This is a genomic window from Pseudomonas sp. efr-133-TYG-103a (assembly GCF_030209235.1).
Lineage (GTDB): Bacteria > Pseudomonadota > Gammaproteobacteria > Pseudomonadales > Pseudomonadaceae > Aquipseudomonas.
In genome coordinates this window covers 330,978-354,504 of record NZ_JARVSK010000006.1, presented here as the reverse complement: position 1 = coordinate 354,504, position 23,527 = coordinate 330,978, and the positions used below count along the sequence as shown (strand labels likewise).

At 60.0% G+C, this 23,527-nt stretch carries 22 protein-coding genes; 11 read left to right on the top strand and 11 right to left on the bottom strand.

The window, feature by feature from the left end:
* Nucleotides 1-315: 315 nt before the first annotated feature.
* Both QRN36_RS06400 and ybaK read right to left on the bottom strand, forming a co-directional pair.
* The gene (locus QRN36_RS06400; protein ID WP_285423262.1) at nucleotides 316-1,104 is read right to left on the bottom strand and encodes a PhzF family phenazine biosynthesis protein; all 789 of its coding nucleotides are present in this window, start codon (nucleotides 1,102-1,104) and stop codon (nucleotides 316-318) included.
* A 102-nt stretch (nucleotides 1,105-1,206) separates the two neighbouring features.
* Nucleotides 1,207-1,677: a Cys-tRNA(Pro) deacylase gene (gene ybaK, locus QRN36_RS06395; RefSeq protein ID WP_285423261.1), complete on the bottom strand. Its 471-nt coding sequence runs from the start codon at nucleotides 1,675-1,677 to the stop codon at nucleotides 1,207-1,209.
* 286 nt (nucleotides 1,678-1,963) lie between these two features.
* Between ybaK and glpK the strand changes: the two genes are divergently transcribed.
* From glpK to QRN36_RS06350, 9 genes are all read left to right on the top strand, one after another.
* A complete protein-coding gene (gene glpK, locus QRN36_RS06390) occupies nucleotides 1,964-3,469 on the top strand; it encodes a glycerol kinase GlpK (RefSeq protein ID WP_285423260.1) in 1,506 nt (501 codons plus the stop codon).
* 125 nt (nucleotides 3,470-3,594) lie between these two features.
* Complete coding sequence (locus QRN36_RS06385) at nucleotides 3,595-4,350, top strand: DeoR/GlpR family transcriptional regulator (RefSeq protein WP_037012305.1); 756 nt, start codon at nucleotides 3,595-3,597, stop codon at nucleotides 4,348-4,350.
* A gap of 304 nt (nucleotides 4,351-4,654) precedes the next feature.
* The gene (glpD, locus tag QRN36_RS06380; protein WP_285423259.1) at nucleotides 4,655-6,193 is read left to right on the top strand and encodes a glycerol-3-phosphate dehydrogenase; all 1,539 of its coding nucleotides are present in this window, start codon (nucleotides 4,655-4,657) and stop codon (nucleotides 6,191-6,193) included.
* A 749-nt stretch (nucleotides 6,194-6,942) separates the two neighbouring features.
* A complete protein-coding gene (locus tag QRN36_RS06375) occupies nucleotides 6,943-7,860 on the top strand; it encodes a glutamate/aspartate ABC transporter substrate-binding protein (RefSeq protein ID WP_285423258.1) in 918 nt (305 codons plus the stop codon).
* A 118-nt stretch (nucleotides 7,861-7,978) separates the two neighbouring features.
* Nucleotides 7,979-8,725: an amino acid ABC transporter permease gene (locus tag QRN36_RS06370; RefSeq protein ID WP_093461256.1), complete on the top strand. Its 747-nt coding sequence runs from the start codon at nucleotides 7,979-7,981 to the stop codon at nucleotides 8,723-8,725.
* Nucleotides 8,722-9,390: an amino acid ABC transporter permease gene (locus QRN36_RS06365; protein ID WP_177182116.1), complete on the top strand. Its 669-nt coding sequence runs from the start codon at nucleotides 8,722-8,724 to the stop codon at nucleotides 9,388-9,390. Before QRN36_RS06370 ends, QRN36_RS06365 begins: the two co-directional genes overlap by 4 nt.
* Entirely contained in the window at nucleotides 9,387-10,121 is a 735-nt protein-coding gene (locus QRN36_RS06360) for an amino acid ABC transporter ATP-binding protein (protein ID WP_093461263.1), read from the top strand. The genes QRN36_RS06365 and QRN36_RS06360 overlap by 4 nt, the downstream gene beginning before the upstream one ends.
* A 91-nt stretch (nucleotides 10,122-10,212) precedes the next feature.
* Nucleotides 10,213-12,105: an ATP-binding protein gene (locus QRN36_RS06355; RefSeq protein ID WP_285423257.1), complete on the top strand. Its 1,893-nt coding sequence runs from the start codon at nucleotides 10,213-10,215 to the stop codon at nucleotides 12,103-12,105.
* 130 nt (nucleotides 12,106-12,235) lie between these two features.
* Nucleotides 12,236-13,561, top strand: coding sequence for a sigma-54 dependent transcriptional regulator (locus tag QRN36_RS06350; protein WP_285423256.1), 1,326 nt, complete (start codon nucleotides 12,236-12,238; stop codon nucleotides 13,559-13,561).
* Nucleotides 13,562-13,613: 52 nt separating this feature from the next.
* Here QRN36_RS06350 and QRN36_RS06345 read toward each other — a convergent pair whose 3' ends face one another.
* The 6 genes from QRN36_RS06345 to QRN36_RS06320 form a co-directional block, all read right to left on the bottom strand.
* Complete coding sequence (locus QRN36_RS06345) at nucleotides 13,614-14,543, bottom strand: PfkB family carbohydrate kinase (RefSeq protein ID WP_285423255.1); 930 nt, start codon at nucleotides 14,541-14,543, stop codon at nucleotides 13,614-13,616.
* Complete coding sequence (locus QRN36_RS06340) at nucleotides 14,533-16,002, bottom strand: cytosine permease (RefSeq protein ID WP_285423254.1); 1,470 nt, start codon at nucleotides 16,000-16,002, stop codon at nucleotides 14,533-14,535. The genes QRN36_RS06345 and QRN36_RS06340 overlap by 11 nt, the downstream gene beginning before the upstream one ends.
* A 163-nt stretch (nucleotides 16,003-16,165) precedes the next feature.
* Nucleotides 16,166-17,182, bottom strand: a complete 1,017-nt coding sequence (locus QRN36_RS06335; protein ID WP_285423253.1) for an ADP-ribosylglycohydrolase family protein — start codon at nucleotides 17,180-17,182, stop codon at nucleotides 16,166-16,168.
* Entirely contained in the window at nucleotides 17,179-17,892 is a 714-nt protein-coding gene (locus QRN36_RS06330) for a GntR family transcriptional regulator (protein ID WP_285423252.1), read from the bottom strand. Before QRN36_RS06330 ends, QRN36_RS06335 begins: the two co-directional genes overlap by 4 nt.
* 183 nt (nucleotides 17,893-18,075) lie before the next feature.
* Complete coding sequence (locus tag QRN36_RS06325) at nucleotides 18,076-18,744, bottom strand: DsbA family oxidoreductase (protein ID WP_285423251.1); 669 nt, start codon at nucleotides 18,742-18,744, stop codon at nucleotides 18,076-18,078.
* Nucleotides 18,745-18,824: 80 nt separating this feature from the next.
* On the bottom strand, nucleotides 18,825-19,817 hold the full coding sequence (locus QRN36_RS06320) for an alpha/beta fold hydrolase (RefSeq protein ID WP_285423250.1): 993 nt from the start codon (nucleotides 19,815-19,817) through the stop codon (nucleotides 18,825-18,827).
* Nucleotides 19,818-20,054: 237 nt separating this feature from the next.
* On the opposite strand from QRN36_RS06320, the gene metR reads away from it, so the two are divergent.
* Nucleotides 20,055-20,972: a transcriptional regulator MetR gene (metR, locus tag QRN36_RS06315; RefSeq protein WP_093461292.1), complete on the top strand. Its 918-nt coding sequence runs from the start codon at nucleotides 20,055-20,057 to the stop codon at nucleotides 20,970-20,972.
* A gap of 72 nt (nucleotides 20,973-21,044) precedes the next feature.
* Here the strand turns inward: metR and QRN36_RS06310 are convergent, their stop codons facing one another.
* The 3 genes from QRN36_RS06310 to QRN36_RS06300 all read right to left on the bottom strand — a co-directional run bounded on the left by QRN36_RS06310 (nucleotide 21,045) and on the right by QRN36_RS06300 (nucleotide 22,969).
* On the bottom strand, nucleotides 21,045-21,449 hold the full coding sequence (locus QRN36_RS06310) for an NUDIX domain-containing protein (protein WP_285423249.1): 405 nt from the start codon (nucleotides 21,447-21,449) through the stop codon (nucleotides 21,045-21,047).
* Entirely contained in the window at nucleotides 21,446-22,537 is a 1,092-nt protein-coding gene (gene ddlA, locus QRN36_RS06305) for a D-alanine--D-alanine ligase (RefSeq protein WP_285423248.1), read from the bottom strand. The genes QRN36_RS06310 and ddlA overlap by 4 nt, the downstream gene beginning before the upstream one ends.
* 162 nt (nucleotides 22,538-22,699) lie before the next feature.
* The gene (locus tag QRN36_RS06300; RefSeq protein ID WP_093461301.1) at nucleotides 22,700-22,969 is read right to left on the bottom strand and encodes a type B 50S ribosomal protein L31; all 270 of its coding nucleotides are present in this window, start codon (nucleotides 22,967-22,969) and stop codon (nucleotides 22,700-22,702) included.
* A 190-nt stretch (nucleotides 22,970-23,159) separates the two neighbouring features.
* On the opposite strand from QRN36_RS06300, the gene QRN36_RS06295 reads away from it, so the two are divergent.
* A complete protein-coding gene (locus tag QRN36_RS06295; protein WP_285423247.1) occupies nucleotides 23,160-23,525 on the top strand; it encodes a hypothetical protein in 366 nt (121 codons plus the stop codon).
* Nucleotides 23,526-23,527 lie beyond the last annotated feature (2 nt).

The window sequence follows — 23,527 nt, the reverse complement described above, 5'->3', positions numbered from 1 at the left end:
TCCCGCGATCTGGCGCGCAGCGGCAGCAGAATCGGACGGGGTATGTCAGGCAGACCGCATGGCCGGGCTTTACGACGACTTCGTCGCCGATCGCGGGACAAGCCGCGCTCCTACGGGCAGTGCATCAATCCTTCGCGAGCAAGCTCGCTGCCACAGGTTTTGTGCTTGACGCAATACCAGGCGACGCCGCAGAAATCGTGTGGGAGTGAGCTTGCTCGCGATGGGGCCGATATGTTCGCCGGAGAGATAACGCGTGACAGTTAGCCTTCGCGAGCAAGCTCGCTGCCACAGGTGAGTGTCTAGCCGAACGGTTGATCACCCAACCGTCAATGTCCCGCTGGCGACCAGTGTCGCGTAGCCGCCGATCTTGACGCGGTCGCCTTCAAGCCTGCAAAACAACTCTCCACCACGGGCTGAACTCTGGTGTGCGGTCAGGCTGAATTTGTTCAGGCGTGACGACCAGTAGGGAATCAGGCAGCAATGGGTCGAGCCGGTGACCGGGTCTTCAGGAATACCGATGGCAGGCGCGAAATAGCGGGACACGAAATCGTAGCGCTCGCCATCACCTTTTGCCGTGATGATCACGCCCGGCCAAGGCAGTCGGGCGATCGCGGCGAGGTCCGGTTTGCAAGCGCGAACCGCCTCTTCCGACTCCAGCACCACCAGCAGCTCCGCCGAGCCCAGCACGTCGACCACTTCTGCATTCAGGGCGCGTTCGACATCGACGGTCACCCCCACCTCGCTCGGCGGCATGGCGGGGAAATCCAGCAGCAACCGGCCGTTCTCGCGCGTCACACTCAATGGGCCCGACTTGCTGACGAACTCGATGGTCTCGGACGCTTCGCCGTATTTCTCAAGCAGCACAAACGCACTGGCCAACGTGGCGTGGCCGCAGAGCGGGACTTCATGGGTCGGGGTGAACCAGCGAATGTGCCAGCCCTGTGCTTCGCGCACGACAAACGCCGTTTCAGAAAGGTTGTGCTCAGCGGCAATGCGCTGCATCAGCTCATCGGTCAGCCATGCATCGAGCCGGTAAACCATGGCCGGGTTGCCCGCGAACGGCCGATCACTGAACGCATCGACCTGATGAAATTCAAGCTGCATGGAAGGCATCCCCAATCATTGTTGTAGGGCGGCGTCCTGCCTCGGTCGCCGCAAAACGGTCGCTGTACGAATAATCGGAATATTTCTGACGATGCAGAGGAATCATTCGCGGCCAATCTGCGCAAAAGTCGCGTTGGTGTGCTGCGCCAGCACTGCTGCGGAAAGCTCGACCTCAAGTCCCCGTCGGCCCGCGCTGACGTAGATGGTGGCAAAAGGTTGAGCGGTCTCGTCAATGAAAGTTCGCAGTCTTTTCTTTTGCCCCAGCGGGCTGATGCCACCGAGCAAATAGCCGGTCGCTCGCTGTGCTGCGCCGGGGTCGGCCATCTCGGCCTTTTTTGCGCCAGCGGCGTGAGCCAGGGCTTTCAGATCGAGCGAGCCTGCAACCGGCACGACCGCCACCAACAATTCGCCTTTTTCAGTGCTGGCCAGCAATGTCTTGAAGACCTGAGCGGGCTGCAGGTCGAGCTTTTCTGCCGCTTCCAGCCCGTACGAAGCCGCTTTGGGGTCGTGCTCATAACTGTGCACCCGATGCTCGGCGCGGGCTTTTTTCAGTAAATCCAGTGCGGGGGTCATGCAGCGCTCCAGAGGACCAGATTGTCTCTTGTTTTCTCCCGTCACTTTATGCCATTTGCTATCGAAACGCCTCTGTTCGGCGCGCTGGCGCGGATAAAATCGACCCTGTCGTCCAGGCCTTGCAGCCGTTCACTTTCGACCTTTGACATTGTTCGTTTACGTCTATATTTTTTCGAATGCGAATATTCAGTCGTCCTTCGTGAAGAGCACCGCGCAATCGGTGCGTTTTCGCACGTAAACTGATGGCCAGTCTTCCGGACACCCGCGTTATCACCAGGCAATCGACATGACCGACACCGAAAACAAGAATTACATCATCGCTCTCGACCAAGGTACGACCAGCTCTCGCGCCATCATTTTTGATCGTGACGCCAATGTGGTCAGCACTGCGCAGAGCGAGTTCGTTCAGCATTATCCGCAGCCTGGCTGGGTCGAACACGACCCGATGGAAATCTTCGCCACCCAGACCGCCTGCATGACCAAAGTGCTGGCGCAGGCCAATCTGCATCACAATCAGATTGCTGCCATCGGCATCACCAACCAGCGGGAAACCACGGTGGTCTGGGAGAAAGACAGCGGGCGTCCGATCTATAACGCGGTCGTCTGGCAATGCCGACGCAGCACGGAAATCTGCCAGCAGCTCAAGCGCGACGGTCTTGAGGACTACATCAAGCAGACCACCGGCCTGGTCATCGATCCATACTTTTCCGGCAGCAAGCTGAAATGGATTCTCGACCACGTCGAAGGCAGCCGGGAACGCGCGCGCCGCGGCGAGCTGCTGTTCGGCACCGTCGATAGCTGGCTGATCTGGAAATTCACCGGCGGCAAGGTGCATGTCACCGACTACACCAACGCGTCGCGCACGATGATGTTCAACATCCACACCCTGGAATGGGATCAGCGGATGCTGGAAGTGCTCGACGTGCCGAGGGAGATGCTTCCCGAGGTCAAGTCCTCATCTGAAGTGTACGGTCACAGCAAAAGCGGGATTGCCATCGCCGGTATCGCAGGCGACCAGCAATCGGCACTGTTCGGTCAGATGTGCGTAGAGCCCGGTCAGGCCAAGAACACCTACGGCACCGGTTGCTTCTTGTTGATGAACACCGGCAAGAAAGCCGTCAAGTCGAACCACGGCCTGCTCACCACCATCGGCTGCGGACCGCGCGGCGAAGTGGCTTATGCGCTGGAGGGCGCGGTATTCAACGGCGGGTCGACGGTGCAATGGCTGCGCGACGAGTTGAAGATCGTCAACGACTCGATGGACACCGAATACTTCGCCACCAAGGTGAAGAACAGCAACGGGGTGTATCTGGTTCCGGCGTTCACCGGGCTGGGCGCGCCATACTGGGATCCCTACGCGCGCGGCGCGCTATTCGGCCTGACGCGCGGCGTGAAAGTCGATCACATCATTCGCGCAGCGCTCGAGTCCATCGCGTATCAGACCCGCGATGTGCTGGATGCGATGCAGCAGGACGCCGGTGAACCGCTCAAGGCGCTGCGCGTCGACGGCGGCGCGGTGGCGAACAACTTCCTGATGCAGTTCCAGGCGGACATCCTCGGAACTCAGGTGGAGCGCCCGAAAATGCGTGAGACCACCGCGCTGGGTGCCGCTTATCTTGCAGGGCTGGCGATCGGCTTCTGGAGCGGGCTGGATGAGCTGAAGGACAAGGCCGTGATCGAGCGCAAGTTCGAGCCGCAGTGCGACGAGGCCGAAAAGGAAAAACTCTATGCCGGCTGGCGCAAGGCCGTTGAGCGCACGCGCGACTGGGAGCCTCACGAAGAGGCGGAATGAGCACATACGCCGTGTTTGACCTGAGGGAGCTCGCTCCCAAAGGTTGAACTGACGTGCAGATTTTTCCGGCTGACAGGTAATGGCTGCCTGCGGCATCATGGGCGCCCTTGCCCGAAGGAAAAAAAATGAATCTGCCACCCCGTCAACAGCAGATCCTCGAGCTGGTCCGTGAGCGCGGCTATGTCAGCATCGAGGAAATGGCGCAATTGTTCGTCGTGACCCCGCAAACCATCCGCCGCGACATCAATCAGCTGGCAGAAATGAACCTGCTGCGCCGCTACCACGGTGGTGCCGCTTACGACTCCAGCATCGAAAACACGGCTTACGCGATGCGCGCCGACCAGATGCGCGATGAAAAACAACGCATCGCCGAGGCCATCGCGGCCCAGATTCCCGACCACGCCTCGCTGTTCATCAACATCGGCACCACCACTGAATCCATCGCTCGCGCGCTGCTCAATCACAACCACCTGAAAATCATCACCAACAACCTGCATGTTGCGTCGATTCTCAGCGGCAAGGATGATTTCGAGGTCCTGCTGGCGGGTGGCAATGTGCGCCGCGACGGCGGGGTGGTGGGTCAGGCCAGCGTCGACTTCATCACGCAGTTCAAGGTCGATTTCGCCTTGGTAGGGATCAGCGGCATCGACGAAGACGGCAGCCTGCTGGACTTCGACTACCAGGAGGTGCGGGTTTCCCAAGCAATCATCGCCAATGCCCGGCAGGTCATTCTGGCCGCCGACTCCAGCAAGTTCGGCCGCAACGCCATGGTTCGGCTCGGCCCCATTACGTTGATCGACTGCCTGGTAACCGATCAGGCGCCGGTGCCGGCGCTGGCCCAGCTGCTGACGCAGAACAAGATCCGGCTGGAAGTGGTCTAGCCTCCTCCTCCCCCCGCCTGCGTCTGCCCTGAGACGCAGGATGGCTGCGCGCTGCCGCGCTCTTTGACCTCCCTCCTCAATCAATCGCAAGTCGCGTGTCGCGTCCATGCTCCATCGGAGCAACGCTCCAATGTTCGATATTGTTCCTTTCCTGCCTCTCCAATCAGTATTTTCAATCAATACTGAGTGGTTCGTTGCTCGTTATTGCGCTACTATTTTCGGAAATGAACATAAATGTTCGAATTCGCCTTTCAAACGAGCGCCCTTGACGACAGGCGTCACCGAATCCACACAGGAGGCCCCGATGGCCAGCGCCACTTTGCCCACCCCACCCCTTTCAGAGGTCTATGACATCGCCGTTATCGGCGGTGGTATCAACGGTGTCGGCATTGCGGCAGACGCATCGGGGCGTGGCCTTTCGGTCTTCCTGTGCGAAAAGGACGACTTGGCCAGCCATACGTCATCCGCCAGCAGCAAACTGATCCATGGCGGTCTGCGTTATCTGGAGCATTACGAGTTCCGCCTGGTGCGCGAAGCACTGGCCGAACGCGAGGTGCTCCTGGAAAAGGCTCCACATATCGTCAAACCCATGCGATTCGTGCTGCCCCACCGCCCGCATTTGCGTCCGGCATGGATGATTCGCGCCGGCCTGTTCCTTTATGACCACCTGGGCAAACGCGAAAAGCTTCCTGCGTCGAAGAACCTGCGCTTTGGTGCTGACAGTCCGCTGAACAGCACCATCACTCGCGGCTTCGAATACTCGGATTGCTGGGTCGACGACGCGCGTCTGGTCGTACTCAACGCCATGGCCGCTCGTGAAAAAGGCGCTCATATTCATACCCAGACCCGCTGCCTGAGCGCCCGACGCAGCGGCGGCCTGTGGCACCTGAACATGGAACGCGTGGATGGCAGCCTGTTTTCCATTCGTGCCAAAGCGCTGGTGAATGCGGCGGGGCCGTGGGTGGCCAAATTCATTCGTGAAGACTTGAAGCTCGAGTCTCAATACGGCATCCGTTTGATTCAGGGCAGCCACCTGATCGTGCCGAAACTCTACGAAGGCGAGAATGCATTCATTCTGCAGAACGAAGACCAGCGCATCGTATTCGCGATTCCTTATCTGGAGCGCTTCACCATCATCGGCACGACCGATCGCGAGTACACCGGCGATCCGGCCAAGGTGGCGATCACTGAAGGCGAAACCGATTACCTGCTGAAAATCGTCAACGAGCACTTTAAAAAGCAGCTTAGCCGCGACGACATCATCCGCACCTATTCGGGTGTGCGACCGCTTTGCAACGACGAGTCGGACAATCCGTCAGCGATCACGCGCGATTACACGCTTTCTCTGTCGGGAAGCGCTGAAGAGGCTCCGATTCTCTCGGTCTTCGGCGGCAAGCTGACGACCTATCGCAAGCTGGCCGAATCGGCAATGCAGCAACTGGCGCCGTTCTTCCCGCAGATGAAGCCGAGCTGGACCGCCAAATCCAGCCTGCCGGGTGGTGAAAGCATGACCACGCCAGCGGCACTGGCCGCTGAGCTCAAGCAGCGTTTCAGCTGGCTGCCGGCGGACATCGCCAGCCGCTGGGCGATTACCTACGGTTCGCGCAGCTGGCGCATCGTCGAAGGCGCGCGGGATCTGACAGACCTGGGCGAGCACCTTGGCGGAGGTCTGTACAGTCGTGAGGTTGATTATCTGTGCAGCGAAGAGTGGGCGGCCAAAACCGAAGACATTCTGTGGCGCCGTACCAAGCTGGGCCTGTTCACCACGCCTGAAGAACAGCAGAACGTCCAGACTTACCTCGATAAAGTGGCGCGGAACAAAGGTGCCATCGAGGCGGCATAAATCAATACCAAACATTGTAGAGCGAGCCTGCTCACGAAGAATGCCTGTCAGACGCACGTAAGTGTGATCAGTAATGGCCCCTTCGTAAGCAAGCTCACTCCCTAAGGATTTCCGGGCATCCCCGAGCTCTCTGGTCAGACACAAATCCCGTAGGAGCGCGCTTGCCCGCGAAGACTGACTTCCAGCCGCTGCATCTCCACCGGCCACACCGGCCAATTCGCGGGCAAGCGCGCTCCTACAAAGTACGCGGGGCCGACTGGTAACAAAACCTGTGGGGCAAGCTTGCTCATGAAAGCTGACGTCCAGACACTACATTTCCACAGCATCCACTGGCCTCTTCCCGGCTGAAGCCGGTCCTACAGGCGCTGCAAATGAATGTAGGACCGGCTTTAGCCGGGAAAGCATCGGGCGTCACGCCGTTGATCGAGGGGCTGTTAAAGACAGTTAGCTCACTCCATCAGTGATTAAACGACGTCGCTTGCATCCCATTCGGATTTCCGAACACCTCTCCCCCGCCTATTCGGCATTCCGTACGTCCCATCCCTCCTCGCTGCATAAAACTAAATAAATCCCTTTATTTTTCAGCCTCTTAGCCACTGTCACGCGCCTGGCATGACTCATGCTCTACACTCTTTCACGATTGCTCCGATGTAGCGTGCCGCCTGGTTGGGCCGCCGTTGTAGCGTTCTGAAACGATAGGGCCGACCCAACACCGGACCCATAAAAAAAACAATGTCGAGGATAAACAGATGCGTATCGTTCCCCACCTCCTGGGCGCAGCCATCGCTGCCGCCGTTTTGATCAGCACCCCAGTGTCCGCTGCCGAGCTGACCGGAACCCTGAAGAAAATCAGCGATTCAGGCACCATCACCCTCGGTCACCGCGACTCTTCGATTCCTTTCTCGTATATCGCTGACGCTTCCGGCAAGCCAGTCGGTTACTCCCACGACATTCAGCAGGCCATCGTCGAAGCGATCAAAAAAGACCTGAACAAGCCTGATCTGAACGTCAAGTACAACCTGGTCACTTCTCAGACCCGTATTCCGCTGGTGCAGAACGGCACCGTCGACGTTGAATGTGGTTCGACCACCAACAACGCCGAGCGCGCGCAGCAAGTCGACTTCTCGGTCGGCATCTTCGAAATCGGTACCAGGCTGCTGACCAAAGTCGGCTCGCCGTACAACGACTTCGATGACCTCAAGGGCAAGAACGTCGTGACCACCGCTGGCACCACGTCCGAGCGCATCATCAAATCGATGAACGCTGACAAGCAGATGGGCATGAACGTCATCTCCGCCAAAGACCACGGCGAGTCCTTCCAGATGCTGGAATCGGGTCGTGCCGTTGCCTTCATGATGGACGACGCACTGTTGGCAGGCGAAATGGCCAAGGCCAAGAAGCCGACCGACTGGCACGTGACCGGCACGCCGCAATCCTATGAAATCTACGGCTGCATGGTTCGCAAGGATGATCCTGCGTTCAAGAAAGCCGTCGACGACGCGATCGTCGGCCTCTACAAATCGGGCGAGATCAACAAGATCTACGACAAGTGGTTCACCCAGCCTATTCCTCCAAAAGGCCTGAACCTGAGCTTCCCGATGAGCGAAGAGCTCAAGAAGCTGATTGCCAACCCGAACGACAAGCCGGCCCCAGACAAGAAGGCCTGAGCCCTTCGTCGCAAACCATAAGAACGTAAAAGCCTGATTCCCGGGAAGACCCAGTGTTTTCCCGGGAGCCGCTGCAAAGCGCATGCGTGCATAACGATCGATCAGAGGGGAGACCCTGATGAATTACAACTGGGACTGGGGCGTGTTCTTCAAGTCCACTGGCGTTGGCAGCGAGACCTATCTGGACTGGTACATCACCGGTCTGGGCTGGACAATCGCCATTGCCGTCGCCGCCTGGATCATCGCGTTAATCCTGGGCTCGGTGCTCGGGGTCATGCGTACGGTGCCTAACCGCATCGTTTCTTCCATCGCCACGATCTACGTGGAAATATTCCGTAATGTGCCACTGCTGGTGCAACTGTTCATCTGGTACTTCCTGGTGCCCGATCTGCTGCCCGAAAACCTGCAAGAGTGGTACAAGCAAGACCTCAACCCGACCACCTCGGCATTCCTGAGCGTTGTCGTGTGTCTGGGCCTGTTCACTGCCGCACGGGTTTGCGAACAAGTGCGTACGGGCATCCAGGCGCTGCCGCCCGGCCAGGAATCAGCCGCGCGCGCCATGGGCTTCAAACTGCCGCAGATCTACTGGAATGTGCTGCTGCCGCAGGCCTACCGAATCATCATTCCGCCGCTCACCTCCGAATTCCTGAACGTGTTCAAAAACTCGTCCGTGGCGTCGCTGATCGGCCTGATGGAGTTGCTGGCGCAGACCAAACAGACCGCCGAGTTCTCCGCGAACCTGTTCGAAGCGTTTACCCTGGCCACGCTGATCTATTTCACCCTGAACATGAGCCTGATGCTGCTCATGCGCCTGGTCGAGAAGAAAGTCGCCGTGCCCGGCCTGATCTCCGTGGGAGGTAAATAATGGACTTCTCTGGAGTAATTCCGGCCATTCCAGGCATGTGGAACGGCATGGTCATGACCCTGCAACTGATGGTCATGGGTGTGATTGGCGGTATCGCGATCGGCACGCTGCTGGCGCTGATGCGGCTGTCGTCGAACAAACTGCTGTCGCGCATCGCCGGTGCCTACGTCAACTATTTCCGTTCGATTCCGCTGCTGCTGGTCATCACCTGGTTCTACCTGGCGGTGCCCTTCGTGCTGCGCTGGATCACCGGGCAAGACACGCCGGTCGGCGCGTTCACCTCCTGCGTCGTGGCGTTCATGATGTTCGAGGCGGCCTACTTCTGCGAAATCGTGCGCGCCGGTGTGCAATCGATCTCTCGCGGCCAGATGGGCGCAGCCCAGGCGCTGGGCATGACCTACAGCCAGATGATGCGCCTGATCATCCTGCCGCAGGCCTTCCGCAAGATGACCCCGCTGCTGCTGCAGCAAAGCATCATCCTGTTTCAGGACACCTCGCTGGTGTACACGGTGGGGCTGGTCGACTTCCTCAACTCGGCGCGTTCGAGCGGCGACATCATCGGTCGCTCCAATGAATTCCTGATCGTCGCAGGTCTTGTCTATTTCACGATCAGCTTCGCGGCATCGCGTCTGGTCAAGCTCATGCAGAAAAGGTTAGCCGTATGATTTCCATCAAAAATATCAACAAGTGGTATGGGGACTTTCAGGTGCTGACCGATTGCAGCACCGAGGTCAAGAAAGGCGAAGTGATCGTGGTCTGCGGGCCTTCGGGCTCGGGCAAATCAACCCTGATCAAATGCGTCAATGCGCTTGAGCCCTTCCAGAAAGGCGACATTGTGGTCGACGGCACGTCCATCGCCGACCCGAAAACCAATCTGCCGAAACTGCGTTCGCGGGTTGGCATGGTGTTCCAGCATTTCGAGCTGTTTCCGCATTTGACCATCACCGAAAACCTGACCATCGCGCAGATCAAGGTCTTGGGCCGCAGCAAGGAAGAGGCCACCAAAAAGGGCCTGCAATTGCTCGAGCGCGTCGGCCTGTCGGCCCATGCCCACAAGCATCCGGGCCAGTTGTCCGGTGGTCAGCAGCAGCGTGTGGCGATCGCCCGCGCGCTGGCGATGGATCCGGTGGTCATGCTGTTCGACGAACCGACCTCCGCGCTGGACCCTGAAATGGTCAACGAAGTGCTCGACGTGATGGTGCAACTCGCCCATGAAGGCATGACCATGATGTGCGTGACCCACGAGATGGGCTTTGCCCGCAAAGTCGCCGACCGGGTGATTTTCATGGACAAGGGCCAGATCGTCGAGGACTGCGCCAAGGAAGAGTTCTTCGGTGACGTCAACGCACGCTCCGAACGTGCCCAGCAGTTCCTCAACAAGATCCTGCAGCATTAATTGATTCACGCCTCACAAGGGCAAAAAACCACCCGCCGCCCGTACTCGATCATCAATGACACGGGCGGCTGGCCGGTCCAGGACGACTGTGATGAAATGCGATCCACCTCTTAGCGCGCCGCCATCACTTGCCGTGAAACCCCGCCTGATCCGCCACCTGTTTCTGCCGCCGCTGGTCATTCTGCTGATGATCGCGCTGGGCTACGTCACCTATCTGTACAGCGAAAAGAACGGCATCAAGGCGCTGAGCGAAAATGGCGAACGTCAGCTCGAACTGCACGCGCGCACCGTCGAAAGTGAAATCAACAAGTACAACTATCTGCCCAGCGTGCTGGAGCTCGAATCCAACGTTTCCGATCTGCTCAACGACCCCTCGCCGGAGTTGCGCAGCAAGGTCAATGACTACCTCGAAGGCCTCAATCGCCGCAGCCGCAGTCGCGCCATCTACGTGCTCGACACCACGGGCCGTGTGCTGGCGACCAGTAACTGGCGCGACGCCGACAGCTATCTGGGCGAAGACCTGTCGTTCCGGGCTTATTATCAGGACGCGATTCGCGGACTGCCGGGGCGCTTCTACGGCATCGGCAGCACCACCGGCGAGCCCGGTTATTACCTGGCCCACGGGCTGGAAGAGAAAGGCAAGATCATCGGCGTCGCCGTGATCAAGGTACGCCTGGAAGCGCTGGAAGAGCGCTGGCAGCGGGCGCGCCTGGAGGCTTTCGTCAGCGACGAAAACGGCATCATCATTCTTTCCAGCGATCCTGCGCGGCGGCTCAAATCCGTTCGCCCGCTGACGGCCGATATCAAGGAGCGTCTGGCGCGCAGCCTGCAATATTACTGGTGGCCGCTTAACGAGCTGGTGCCGCTGGAGCGCGAATCCATCGCCGATGGCGTCGAAAAGCTGACCTTCCCGGCCAACAGCAGCGTCGACCATGAACACACGGTGGTCAGCTATCTGGCGCAGACGCGCGATCTGGCCGACACCCCCTGGCACCTGACACTGCTCACCCCGCTCGAGGACCTGCGCCGGGAAGCCGCCAATCAAGGCATGCTGGTGGCGGTGGCCTGCGCTTTGGCAATGTTTCTGCTGATCGCCTGGAATGAGCGGCGCAAGGTGATCTCCACACGCCTTGCGGCCCGGGAAGCACTGGAAGAGGCCAACAACGAACTTGAGCGTCGGATTACCGAACGCACCGCCGATCTGCGCGCGAGCAACGAGCGGTTGAAGGGTCAGATCCGCGAACGTCGCCAGGCCGAGGAAACGTTACGTCAGGCTCAGGACGAACTGGTACAGGCCGGAAAACTCGCCGCCATCGGCCAGATGTCCACCAGCATCGCTCACGAACTCAATCAGCCTCTTGCGGCATTACGCACGCTGTCGGGAAATACGGTGCGCTTTCTCGAACGCGGCGCGCTGGAGACCGCGAGCACCAATTTGCGCACGATCAACGATCTGGTTGACCGGATGGGTCGCATCACCGCCAGCCTGCGCGCCTTCGCCCGTCGCGGCGAAGACAAGGGCCAGGCGTCACTGACCAAGGCGGTCGACGCAGCGCTGCAACTGTTGGCCGGTCGGCTGGAAAGCCACGCGCCGGAGCTGCGTCAGCAACTCGATGACGTGGAACTGGCGATCGACCAGACCCGCCTGGAACAGATTCTGGTGAACCTGATCGGCAACGCGCTGGACGCCATGCAGGCGCAGCCATTGCCGGTGCTGTGGCTGGAGGGCGAAGTGTTCGAGGGCCGTTATCGGTTACGCGTGCGCGACAACGGTCATGGCATCGACGCCGAGGCACGCAAGCATTTGTTCGAGCCATTTTTCACCACCAAACCCGGCGAACAAGGCCTGGGACTGGGTCTGACCCTGTCGGCAAGCCTCGCCGCCGCGGCAGGCGGCAGCCTCAACGCCGAAGACCCGGCAGAAGGCGGGACGATGTTCGTACTGGTCTTGCCTTTGGTGGCGACTGGAATGTCGTTTCCATGATGCATCTGACCGCCCACTCTCCTGTAGGAGCGCGCTTGCCCGCGATTGCAGTCTGTCAGTCACCACTTTCAAACGTGATGAACAGCATTCGCGGGCAAGCGCGCCCTACGAATACGGATGAAGCATACACATGAACACTGAACTGACCGTTCTGATCGTCGAGGACGACCCCCACGTGTTGCTTGGCTGTCAGCAGGCGCTGGCGCTGGAAGACATTCACAGTCAGGGGGTGGGCAGCGCCGAGGAAGCGCTGTCGTTGGTCGGCGACAACTTTGCAGGCATTGTCATCAGCGATATCCGCCTGCCCGGCATCGACGGCCTTGAACTGCTCAAACGTCTCAAAGCGCGCGACCGTACATTGCCAGTGGTGCTGATCACCGGTCATGGCGATGTCTCGATGGCAGTCGGGGCGATGCGCGACGGCGCGTACGACTTCATGGAAAAACCCTTTTCGCCCGAACGCCTGGTGGACGTTGCCCGCCGCGCGTTGGAGCAGCGTGGCCTGGCTCGCGAGGTGTGGTCGTTGCGTCGCCAATTGGCCGAGCGCGATTCGCTGGAAGGCAGAATCATCGGTCGCTCTGCTGCCATGCAGAACCTGCGTGCCCTGATCGCCAATGTCGCTGACACCTCGGCCAACGTGCTGATCGAAGGCGAGACAGGCACCGGCAAAGAGTTGGTCGCCCGTTGCCTGCACGATTTCAGTCGGCGCCACAGCAATCAGTTCGTCGCGCTGAACTGCGGCGGATTGCCGGAAAACCTGTTTGAAAGTGAAATCTTCGGTCATGAAGCCAATGCGTTCACCGGCGCCGGCAAGCGCAGGATCGGCAAGATCGAACATGCTCACAACGGCACGCTGTTCCTCGATGAAGTGGAAAGCATGCCGATCAATCTACAGATCAAACTGCTGCGCGTGCTGCAGGAGCGCACCCTGGAACGGCTGGGCTCCAACCAGAGTGTCGCGGTGGATTGCCGGGTCATCGCGGCCACCAAATCGGACCTGAACGAACTGAGCAAAGCCAGCCAGTTTCGCAGCGACCTGTACTACCGCCTGAACGTCGTGACGCTGGAACTGCCACCGCTGCGCGAACGCCGCGAGGACATCCTGCAACTGTTCGAGCATTTCCTGCAGTTGTCGTCGCTGCGTTTCGACCGGGAGCCGCCGCAGCTCGATGCGCAGACTCTGTCGTCACTGATGAGCCACGACTGGCCGGGCAACGTGCGTGAACTGCGCAACGTTGCCGAGCGTTATGCGCTGGGACTTCCGGCGTTCAAGAAGTCGGGGCTGTCGGCGAGCAGCCAGAGCCTCGGGTTTTCCGAGGCAGTGGAAGCGTTCGAAAAAAACTTGCTCAGTGAGGCGCTGCAACGCAGCGGCGGGAACCTGAGTCAGGCCAGCCAGGAGCTGAGCATGGCCAAGACCACGTTGTTCGACAAAGTGAAAAAGTACGGATTGGGCTGAGGTCAATCCTGGAGGAGCGCGCTTGCCCGCGATGGCGGCCAAGCGCACGAACCTACTGTTGCGCGTTCCCGATCAGCTCATCCACCTCGTCGGCCTTCGGCGCTGTCGCCGGCCCCCAGCGCGTGACGGCAATCGCCGCCGCCGCGTTGGCACGCAGTGCCGCTTCTTCCGCCGACAGTCCGGCCGCCAGCCCCGCCAGCAACACGCCGGCATGAGCATCGCCCGCGCCGTTGGTGTCAATGGCCTTCACCGGGAATCCGCGCACGTGCTGGGTACGGTTTGCCTGGCGAATCCAGCAACCCTGCGGCCCGTCGCGGACCACAATCAGCGCGTCCTGATTCAGCCATCGCGCCAGGGTCTCCAGCGCATCGGCAATGGCGTTGCACTGAGTGAAACGCAACGCCTCCTCACCATTGCTGGTCCACAGCGAGATAACCGGCAGAACAGCCTGCATCTCGGCGCCATCTGGCGAATTCACCAGCGGCCCCGGATCGAACACCACGCCAGTCCCCTGCGGCAGCGTCCCCAACCAGTCGAGCAGCGTGGGGACCTTGTTCGTGTGCAACAGGCTGTAGCCGCTGACGAAAACGTAGTCCTCAGGCTGCACCGAGACATCACGCAGGTCGTCTTCCGACAAACCACCTTCTGCCCCGACGTAGGAGATAAAGGAACGCTCGGCCGAAGGCTCGATCAGTGCAACCGACAAGCCCGTGTCCTGCTCATCGGCGCTGGCCGCAGCGAACGCGATGCCTTCCTCGGTCATGGCCTGACGGGCGAGGTCACCGAAGCGACCCTTCCCGTGACGCCCGAGATAGCGTGTCTGCATGCCATTGCGACAGGCAGCGGCCATGACGTTGAAACCACCACCGGTCTCGAATCTGGCGGAGCTGGCGAGCACATCGCCCCCCGACCGCGGCAGCGTGTCGAGCGCCATGACCAGGTCAACCACGACCTGGCCGGTGTACAGCAATCTAGCGGGCATGAGCAGCCTCTTCGTTGACGACGCGGCGATCGCGCGAACCGCCGAGAATCGCGTACAGACCGCCCGCCACTATGAATGTCACGATCCAGCCCAGACCGTTATGGCCGAACCAGGAATCTGACAGAAAGCCTTTGAACAGCACGTTTTCCGGCGTGGTCGCGACCGTCGTGAAGCTGAAGCCCAGTACGATGGCCAAGGCCCACGCGCCCACCGCGCGCCACTCCACGCCGCCGCGATACCAGTAGGCGCTGCGCGGCGAGACATCCATGAGGTCTTTGGCCGAGTAGTAATGGCGATGAATGAGGTCGACGACGAAGATCCCGACCCACGCCGTGATCGGCACTGCCAGCATCGAAATGAAGGTGATGAACGGGCCGTAGAAACTGTCTGCGATCAGCATGAAGTAAATCGACCCGGCGAAGATGGCCACGATGTCGACGATCACTGCGTGCACGCGCTTGATCTTCAAGCCCAGCGTCAGCGTGGTCAGGCCTGCCGAATACACGGACAGGTTGTTCGACAGCAGCAGACCACCGAAAGCAGTGATCAGATAAGGCACCGCCATCCAGGTCGGCAGCAGCTCGCGGATTGCAATGATCGGGTCGGTGGCCGAGGCCAGATGATCGTTGCCCACCGAGAGCAGGCCGCCGAGGGTGATCAGCAATACCAGTGGAATGCCTGCACCGAACGCTGCCGACGCAACCAGCCCTGCAGCCCTCACGCTGCGATGTTGATAACGCGACATGTCGGCGCCAGCGTTGGCCCAGCCGATACCGGTGCCGGCGGCCATGGTGCCGACGCCGATGATCATCGCGCTCAAGGGCGCCGGTGTCGCGTTGAACACCGCCGTCCAGTCGATGTGCGCAATCAGGAAGCCACCGACGATGATGTTCAGCGCACCGAAAATGTAGGTCGCCCACTTCTGGATCACCAGCAATGTCGCGTGGCCGAGACCGGACACGGTCAGCGTCATCAGCACGAAGATGGCAATGAACACCAGCGTAAGACCCGGCGCGCTCTTCGCTTCGACCGGCGTGCCGAAGAGGATCGAGCACAGCGACAGCAGTACGAAAGCGGCCGTCGTGGTGTTGACTGTTTCCCAGCCCAGGCGCGACATCAATGAAACGATGGTAGGACCGATGTTGCCACGCACCCCGAAAATGGCCCGGGACAATGTCAGGCTTGGCGCCCTGCCGCGTCGGCCTGCGATGGAGATCACCCCGACCACGGCGAAGGAGCCCGCAGCTCCCAGAATCGCCACGATGATGGCCTGCCAGATCGACAAGCCACGAAATGCCACGAGGGTCGCACCCAGCGGCAAGCCGAGAATGCTGATGTTGGCGGCGAACCAGACCCAGAAGAGCTGCAGCGGATGACCGTTGCATTCGTTTTCCGGTACGGGCTCGATACCGCGTGTTTCAAGCTGTCCTGCGCCCTGATTGGCGTTGGATGACGTCATTGGAAATGCTCCTGTTGCCATTTGTTCTGGTTGTGGGCAGTACGCAAAGCAAACGACGTCCGTGTCAGCATGGGGCTTTCTGGACAGCAAGAGGCCCCGGATCGCCGCTGTGATCAGCGACGACGTGTGTCTTATTCATATCAGTGCTCTGGCGTCGGCCGGCTCAGGCCGCGCGCAGGGTCAACAGGTTTTCGACCAGCGTGGTGAGGTCGAGATCGTTCACTGTGCGGATCTGCTCGATCATGGCGTGCGGCCAGGCATTCATGCCCTGGCAAGCGCCGAGCATGGCGCCGAGCACCGCTGCGATGGTGTCGGTGTCGCCGCCCAGACTCGCGGCCATGCACAGCGCATCGAACGCATCGAGCCTTGCGCTCGCCACTTGATGCGCGATGGCGAACGCTGCGATCACCGACTCCTGCGACGCCACCGACGTGCCAATGACGTCGTAAATCACATCGGGCAACTCCTCGTTGCTGCAATCGGCGCAGAGCGTCTGGGCCCAGCGGATACGCGGACCGATACGCGCGCCAGCGATCCAGTAACCGAAACGCTCGGCCTGATCGGCGATGCGCGCGCCGACAGTCAAGGCGTCGCTCAGACTGCCGCCATTGATCCCTGCCGACACCACGGCCGCGACCGCCGCAGCGCTGGAGATACCCAGATTGGTGTTATGGGTGACCTGGCACGCCTGTTTGACCGACTCGACGAAAGCCGCTTCCTCAGCCACGTCGAAAGCGATTCCAATTGGCGCAATGCGCATGGCCGCACCATTTGTCGTGCCGAAACGTCCAGCTTCTTCAGGGCTATGGCCTGCCAGAATCATTTCGATCGCACGCTTTGTCGACGGGCCAAGCAGGTCTTGCGAGCCCTTGGCCTGCATCACGGCTTCCCACTCGATCAGGCTCTGCGCCAGGTCCGACGGGACGATGCGCCCTGCTCCTTCGACCAGTAACTCACCCACCAGCACCGCTTGCTCGGTGTCGTCGGTGATGGAACCTGCAGCCATGTTCGGAGCAATCGGCTGGTCGGCATCGGCTGCCGTCAGCGTGGTGATACGGTTGAAACGTTGCTTGATCTGCTCGCGACTCAACGACTGCGTGGGCATACCCAGTGCGTCGCCGAGGGCCAGGCCATAGAAAGCGGCCAGGCTTCGGTCGCGAATGTCGATCAGTGCGGTCATGTGGACGATCCAAAAGCCAGATGCAGTCGAAAATGCACGGGGTCCAGAAGGCTCTCCACGTGCTCCATGAAACGTTCGCGACGATCAAAGGTGGTTCGAATGGCCTTGAGGAACACCGAGCCGGGCTCGCGCAACATCAACGTCGCATCGTCCTTGCTCAAAGGCTCCGCTCCGATCCACTGATCGCCCCGGTCACCGACGAATCCATGGGCGGCCATGGTCACCGTCAGCGAATCATCGATCAGGCCATCGCGCGGCAGATTCTCCAGGCCGTCACTGGCCGGAATCAGGACGCGCTCCAGCGATACCACGCTGCCGTCGGCCGCCGTACGACGACGATCCAGCGCGATGAAATCCGCCGTTCCGAAACGACCCGCAAGGTCCGGGCGCTGCACAGCCACCAGTCGCAATATTTCGGTCGTCACCCTGGCACCGGTATCGGCCAGTGCCTGCGCCCAGCCGGCGCGCTGATCGAGCGAAATACCGTCGTACGTGACAATCGATCCCACGCCTGTCTGGGTCGCGATGTAGTTGCGCCGCTTGAGTTCGGACAGCGCCTCGCGCAGCGTGCCGCGACTGACATTGAATTCCTGAGCGAGCATGTTCTCGCCGGGCAGCAACTCCCCGGAGCCCATCTGGCCGGTTTCAATGCGTCGGGCGAGCTCATCGACCACGCGTTTTTTCTTGTCGAATCGAACCTGTCTAATCATGTACAAATTGATATCCGAAAGTGGTTGATGGGAGCAAGTGATTTTTTATTTGCAATCGAAGATTTGTTACATCCGTTACATCGCATTACGAGCGCGCATGGCCCCTTTCAAAGAATGCGAAGGTGACAGATGACGCCCGCGGACACACGCGTGACTGGGCAGAGCGTCCGTCAGCGTAGCTCATCACTGCGCCGGGTCGATCACGCTCGATTGTTCGCTGACGATCTGACGAATGGCGCTGACGAACACGTCGACAGGCTGCCCGCCGGACACCGCGTACTGGTCATTGAAGACGAGGGTGGGCACTGAGCTGACGCCTCGCGAAACCCAGAGTTGTTCAAGCTCCCGTACCTGGACCGCGTACTCGTCGGACGCCAGCACCGCTTCGGCACGCATCCGATCCAGCCCGACTTTCTGTGCGATGTCGGCGAGCACCTTGTGGGACGACACATCGGCGTGATGACTGAAATAGGCGGTAAACAGGGCCTCTTTCAGGGCCTGTTGCTGCCCTTCAAGCTCCGCCCAGTGCAGCAGGCGGTGAGCATCGAAGGTGTTGTAGATCCTCCGCTCGCCCTGCATGAAGACAAAGCCCAGCTCGGCACCACGCTGACGAATGTTTTCGGCATTGGCCTGATACTGCTCGCGGCTGGAACCATATTTTTCAGCGATGTGCTCGAAGATTTCCTGCCCTTGCGGGCCCATGTTCGGGTTCAGTTCAAAAGGTTGAAAGTGAATCGTGGCCTGGACTTCGTCGCCCAGATGCTCCAGCGCCTGGTCCAGGGCGCGTAGACCGATGATGCACCAAGGGCAGGAAACGTCGGAAATGAAGTCGATCTTCAGCGGAGTGCTCATGGCAGCCTCGTGCAAATGAGGGAAAACGCCACGATACGCCGATCAGGCTGACACACAAACCTGTGCGCGGCCCGCTGTCATTAAAGTTGCGCCACGTGAGACGCATCCTCGCGGTGCTCACGCAGGTATGGCAACACGGCCGCGAGCAACGGCGCCTTGAATGCCTCCTGAAAACGATGGGCAAGGCCGGGAATCAGCTTCAGCTGACTGCCCTGGATATGCGCGGCCACATGAATGCCGTGCATCACGGGCAGCAGTGGATCAGCCGTCCCGTGCACCACCAGCGTTGGCACCCGCAGACGATTCAATAACTCCACTCGACTGGGTTCAGCGAGGATCGCCAGAATCTGCCGCTTCACGCCTTCCGGATTAAACGCACGGTCGTAGGAAATCGCCGCTTGCTGAAGCAGTTTCTGTCGATCGTCCTTGACCTCAGGACTGCCGAGCGCGGCCAGCAAATCAGCCTGTTGTTCCAGCGCGCTCTGACGATCCGGCGCGCCACGGCGGGCCAGTAACTGAAGCAGTGCCGGGCTCGGCATTGGCAGTCCCGGCGCACCTGAACTGGTCATGATCAGCGTCAGACTCTCCACGCGCTTCGGCGCCATGTCGGCCAGATGCTGCGCGATCATCCCGCCCATGCTCGCCCCCAGCACGTGGAATTGCTGAATGCGCAAAACGTCCATCAGGCCCAACGCATCCTGCGCCATGTCGGTCAGCGAGTACGGCGCGGACACCGGCAAACCGATTTTGTAGCGCAGCACTTCGTAGGTCAGGTTCGCGTTGCCAGGCGTCTGCACCCAGGTCGACAGTCCGACGTCGCGATTGTCGTAGCGAATCACCCGAAAACCCTGCTGACACAGCGCGACGACGACCTCATCGGGCCAGTGAATTAATTGCCCGCCCAGCCCCATCACCAGCAGCAGCGCAGGGTCGGAATCCTGCCCGATGCTCTGGTAAGCCAAATGCACGTCGTCAAGCTCCGCCACTTGCGTGGGAACGTCAACATCGCATCGAGAGGCCGCAAAAGACGGCAAGCCGCACATCAGCGCAGCCAGAAAGAAGAAAAACCGCATGGAAAACACCGAACCGCAGAACCCCAGTAGGCCGCGAGTCTGATGAAGTTTTCAGATGCGCGCTGCCACAGTTGCATGACAGTTTGATGAAGGGAGCCGGGTGGTAGGCAAACGGGGCGTACTGTCACCCTGTAGAGCCCCGGCGCACGGGTTGGAAGCGATATCGACAGCGACGCTCACATGAGACAAACTCATCACATTCGTCCCGACCACAAAATTCATTCATGGAGCGCCTGGGTGCTTGAGATCCGCCATCTGAAAACGTTGCACGCCCTTCGCGAGACCGACAGCCTGGTGGACGCCGCCGACCGGCTGCATCTCACCCAGTCCGCGTTGTCGCACCAGTTCAAGGAACTCGAAGAGCGCATGGGCATGCCGCTGTTCGTGCGCAAGACCAAACCGGTTCGCTTCACCAGCGCGGGGTTGCGTCTGTTGCAACTCGCCGACTCGGTGTTGCCGCAGTTGCGTCATGCGGAACGCGATATTTCTCGCCTGGCGGGCGGCGTTGCTGGACGTCTGCACATGGCAATCGAATGCCACAGCTGTTTCCAGTGGTTGATGCCGACCATCGACCAGTTCCGCGATGCCTGGCCTGAGGTCGAACTGGACCTGGCGTCCGGCTTCGCGTTCGCCCCGCTGCCTGCTCTGGCGCGAGGCGACCTTGATCTGGTGGTGACTTCCGATCCGCTCGACCTGGCAGGCATTACCTATGTGCCGCTGTTTACCTATGAAGCGATGCTTGCCGTTGCCAATCAGCACCCGCTGGCTGCGCGCCCCTACGTGGTGCCGGAAGATCTGGCCAGCGAGACACTCATTACATACCCCGTGGAGCGAGACCGGCTGGATATTTTCACGCGCTTCCTCGAACCTGCGGATGTCGAACCGGCGCAGGTCCGCACCTCGGAGCTGACGGTGATGATGATGCAGCTTGTGGCCAGCGGCCGCGGCGTCTGTGGGATGCCGCACTGGGCGCTGCACGAATACAGCTCAAGGGGCTATGTGAAAGCCAAACGGCTGGGGGAAAAGGGACTGTTCGCCACGCTCTATGCGGCGATTCGTACAGATATGCTGGATGCGCCCTACATGCGGGACTTCCTGCTGACGGCAAAGGACACGTCGTTTTCGACGCTGGATGGCGTCAGCGCGGTACGCTGAGCCAGCGTGTCCTGGGCAGACCGCAAGAACGCAGGGTGAAACGCGGTCGTTTCACCCTCGATACAGCGTCGATCAGGCTGTCTGCAGCGTTCGGTACAGCGGCAGGATGGCGTCGCGGGTCAGCGGCGCGAGTTTGAGATGGCCAACATCGCCAGCGTCAACCCACACGATTTCTTCGATTTCTGCCGCTGGCACAACGTCTTGCTCGACCTGCACGCGGTACAGCTGGCAATTGACCTCGTGTCCGGGTTCGTTGGCCGCGACAGCGGAAAATTCGCCGAGAAACCCGGCGTCTTCGGTCGCTATCACCAGCCCCAGTTCCTCGTTCAACTCACGGGCCAAGGCCTGAACCGCGGATTCGCCGGCGTCGATTTTGCCACCCGGCTGCATGAACGCCTGCGTACCGCGCTTGCGCACCAGCAGGGTTCTGGCGTCGGGCCCGATCAGCAACGCTGCAGCAATACGAATCGTCTTCACAGCACCACCTCGGTTTTCAGCGCGCGGGTTTCCTCGGCCCGCTCCAGCGCCAGTACGATCAGCCTGTCGATGAGCTCGGGATAGCTCAGGCCGCTCGCCTGCCACAATTTGGGATACATGCTGATGGAGGTGAAACCGGGGATCGTGTTGATTTCGTTGATAATGATTTCCCGCGCTTCAGTGACGAAGAAATCGACCCGGGACAGACCTGCGCAGCCGAGCACGCGGTAGGCCTGCAACGCGACTTCTCGGACTTCGTCGCTCAAACCGTCGGGCAATTGCGCCGGGATCGCGATGCGCGCCTGGCCATCATTCAGGTACTTGGTGTCGTAGGCGTAAAACTCATCGTTGGCGACCACTTCACCGCACACGCTGACCTGAGGTTCGTGGTTGCCCAGCACGGCGCACTCCACTTCACGGCCAACGATACCCTGCTCGATCAACACCTTGTTGTCGTACTCGAAGGCAAGCTTCAACGCCTGCAGATAGCTGGCCTCGTCCGTCACCTTGCTCACACCCACTGACGAGCCCTGACATGCGGGTTTGACGAACAGCGGCAATCCAAGCTGCGCCGAGACGTTGACGAAATCCACGGATTCGCCGCGATGAAGCACCACAAATGGCGCCACGGCGATCCCGGCGTCGCGCAACAAACGCTTGGTCACATCCTTGTCCATGCACGCAGCGGAACCCAGCACATCGGGGCCGACGAAGGGAATATCCAGCAGACGCAGCATGCCCTGCAAGCAACCGTCTTCGCCGAAGCTGCCGTGAATCAGCGGGAATACGACGTCAATGCGCGGGACTTCCAGCCCGGTTTCCACTTCAACGAACTGCGGCCCTTGCGCGCCGGGCATCAGCGACAGCAGACGGCCAGACTCACTGAGCTTGATATGGGCCGGATCCGAGGCATTCTGCAGGTAATCACGCTCGTCGAAGCGCAGCCAGTGGCCTTGCTTGTCGATACCGATGAGGGTGACGTAGTAGTTGTTGCGATCAATCGCATTGATCACGTTGCGCGCCGATTGCAACGACACTTCATGTTCGGAGGATTGCCCACCGAAAACGATGGCGACTGACTTTTTCAAAGGGTTGGCTCCTGGATTTCAGGTCGCAGAGCTAAAAGCAATTTGCGCCGTTAGTCCAGTGCCACGGTCATCTGCTGGACGGAATGCAGACGTTAAACGCAGACAAAAAACCCGCGCCTGGCGTGCCGCAAAGCGACATTTCAAGCGCGGGCGCAGCACCGGTCATTCAGCTTTTTTCGCGCCGGAGCCAAAGGTCGCGAAGCGTTTGTTGAACCCTGCGATACGGCCTTCGGTAGTGGTCTTGCGCTGCTGCCCGGTGTACATCGGGTGTGAGGCGCTGGACACGTCGAGGGCGACGTAGGGATAGGTGTTGCCATCCGTGTGCTTTTGAGTGCGATCGGTATCGACGGTGGAGCCGATCAGGAAGTACACATCGGCAGCGGTGTCGTGAAACAGGACCTGACGGTAGTCGGGATGGATATCGGCTTTCATGGCGCTCTCCAGATGTAAGTAATCATGTAATACGTTATACAGTAACACGAGAACGAAGTTCAATCGAACCATTTTGTAACCGTTACAACTTTAGTCTTTGCTCTCATCCCCCCTGCCGCTAATGTTCGCGCCGCTGAAGCCAGCCCGGATTTCCGGGAACGGAATCGAACCGCCACCAGGAGGTAATGCCATGTACATGATCGACCGATATGAACTGACCATCCCAGGCCACATGCGCCTGGTCGACGCACGGAGCGCGCTGAATCATCTTGAGCGTCTGGTGCAGTCCACGGAAGAACCGCTGGGAAGGGACCAGCTTGTCGACTCGCTGACACCGCTGGTGGAAGCGCTGAACGACGCCGCTGACGACGTCCGCGCAATCAACGGTCACGACGCATTCATGCGCCAGGCCTGCGAGTGGAATTACATCGCGCTGTCGCCATCGGAACGAGAGATGTTGCATCAGATTCGCTGCTGCAACGACGACGGGAAGAAGGACATCTGCAAAATGGTCAGCGAAACCATGAACCGCAAACCGATGCCCGAACCGAAGTAACA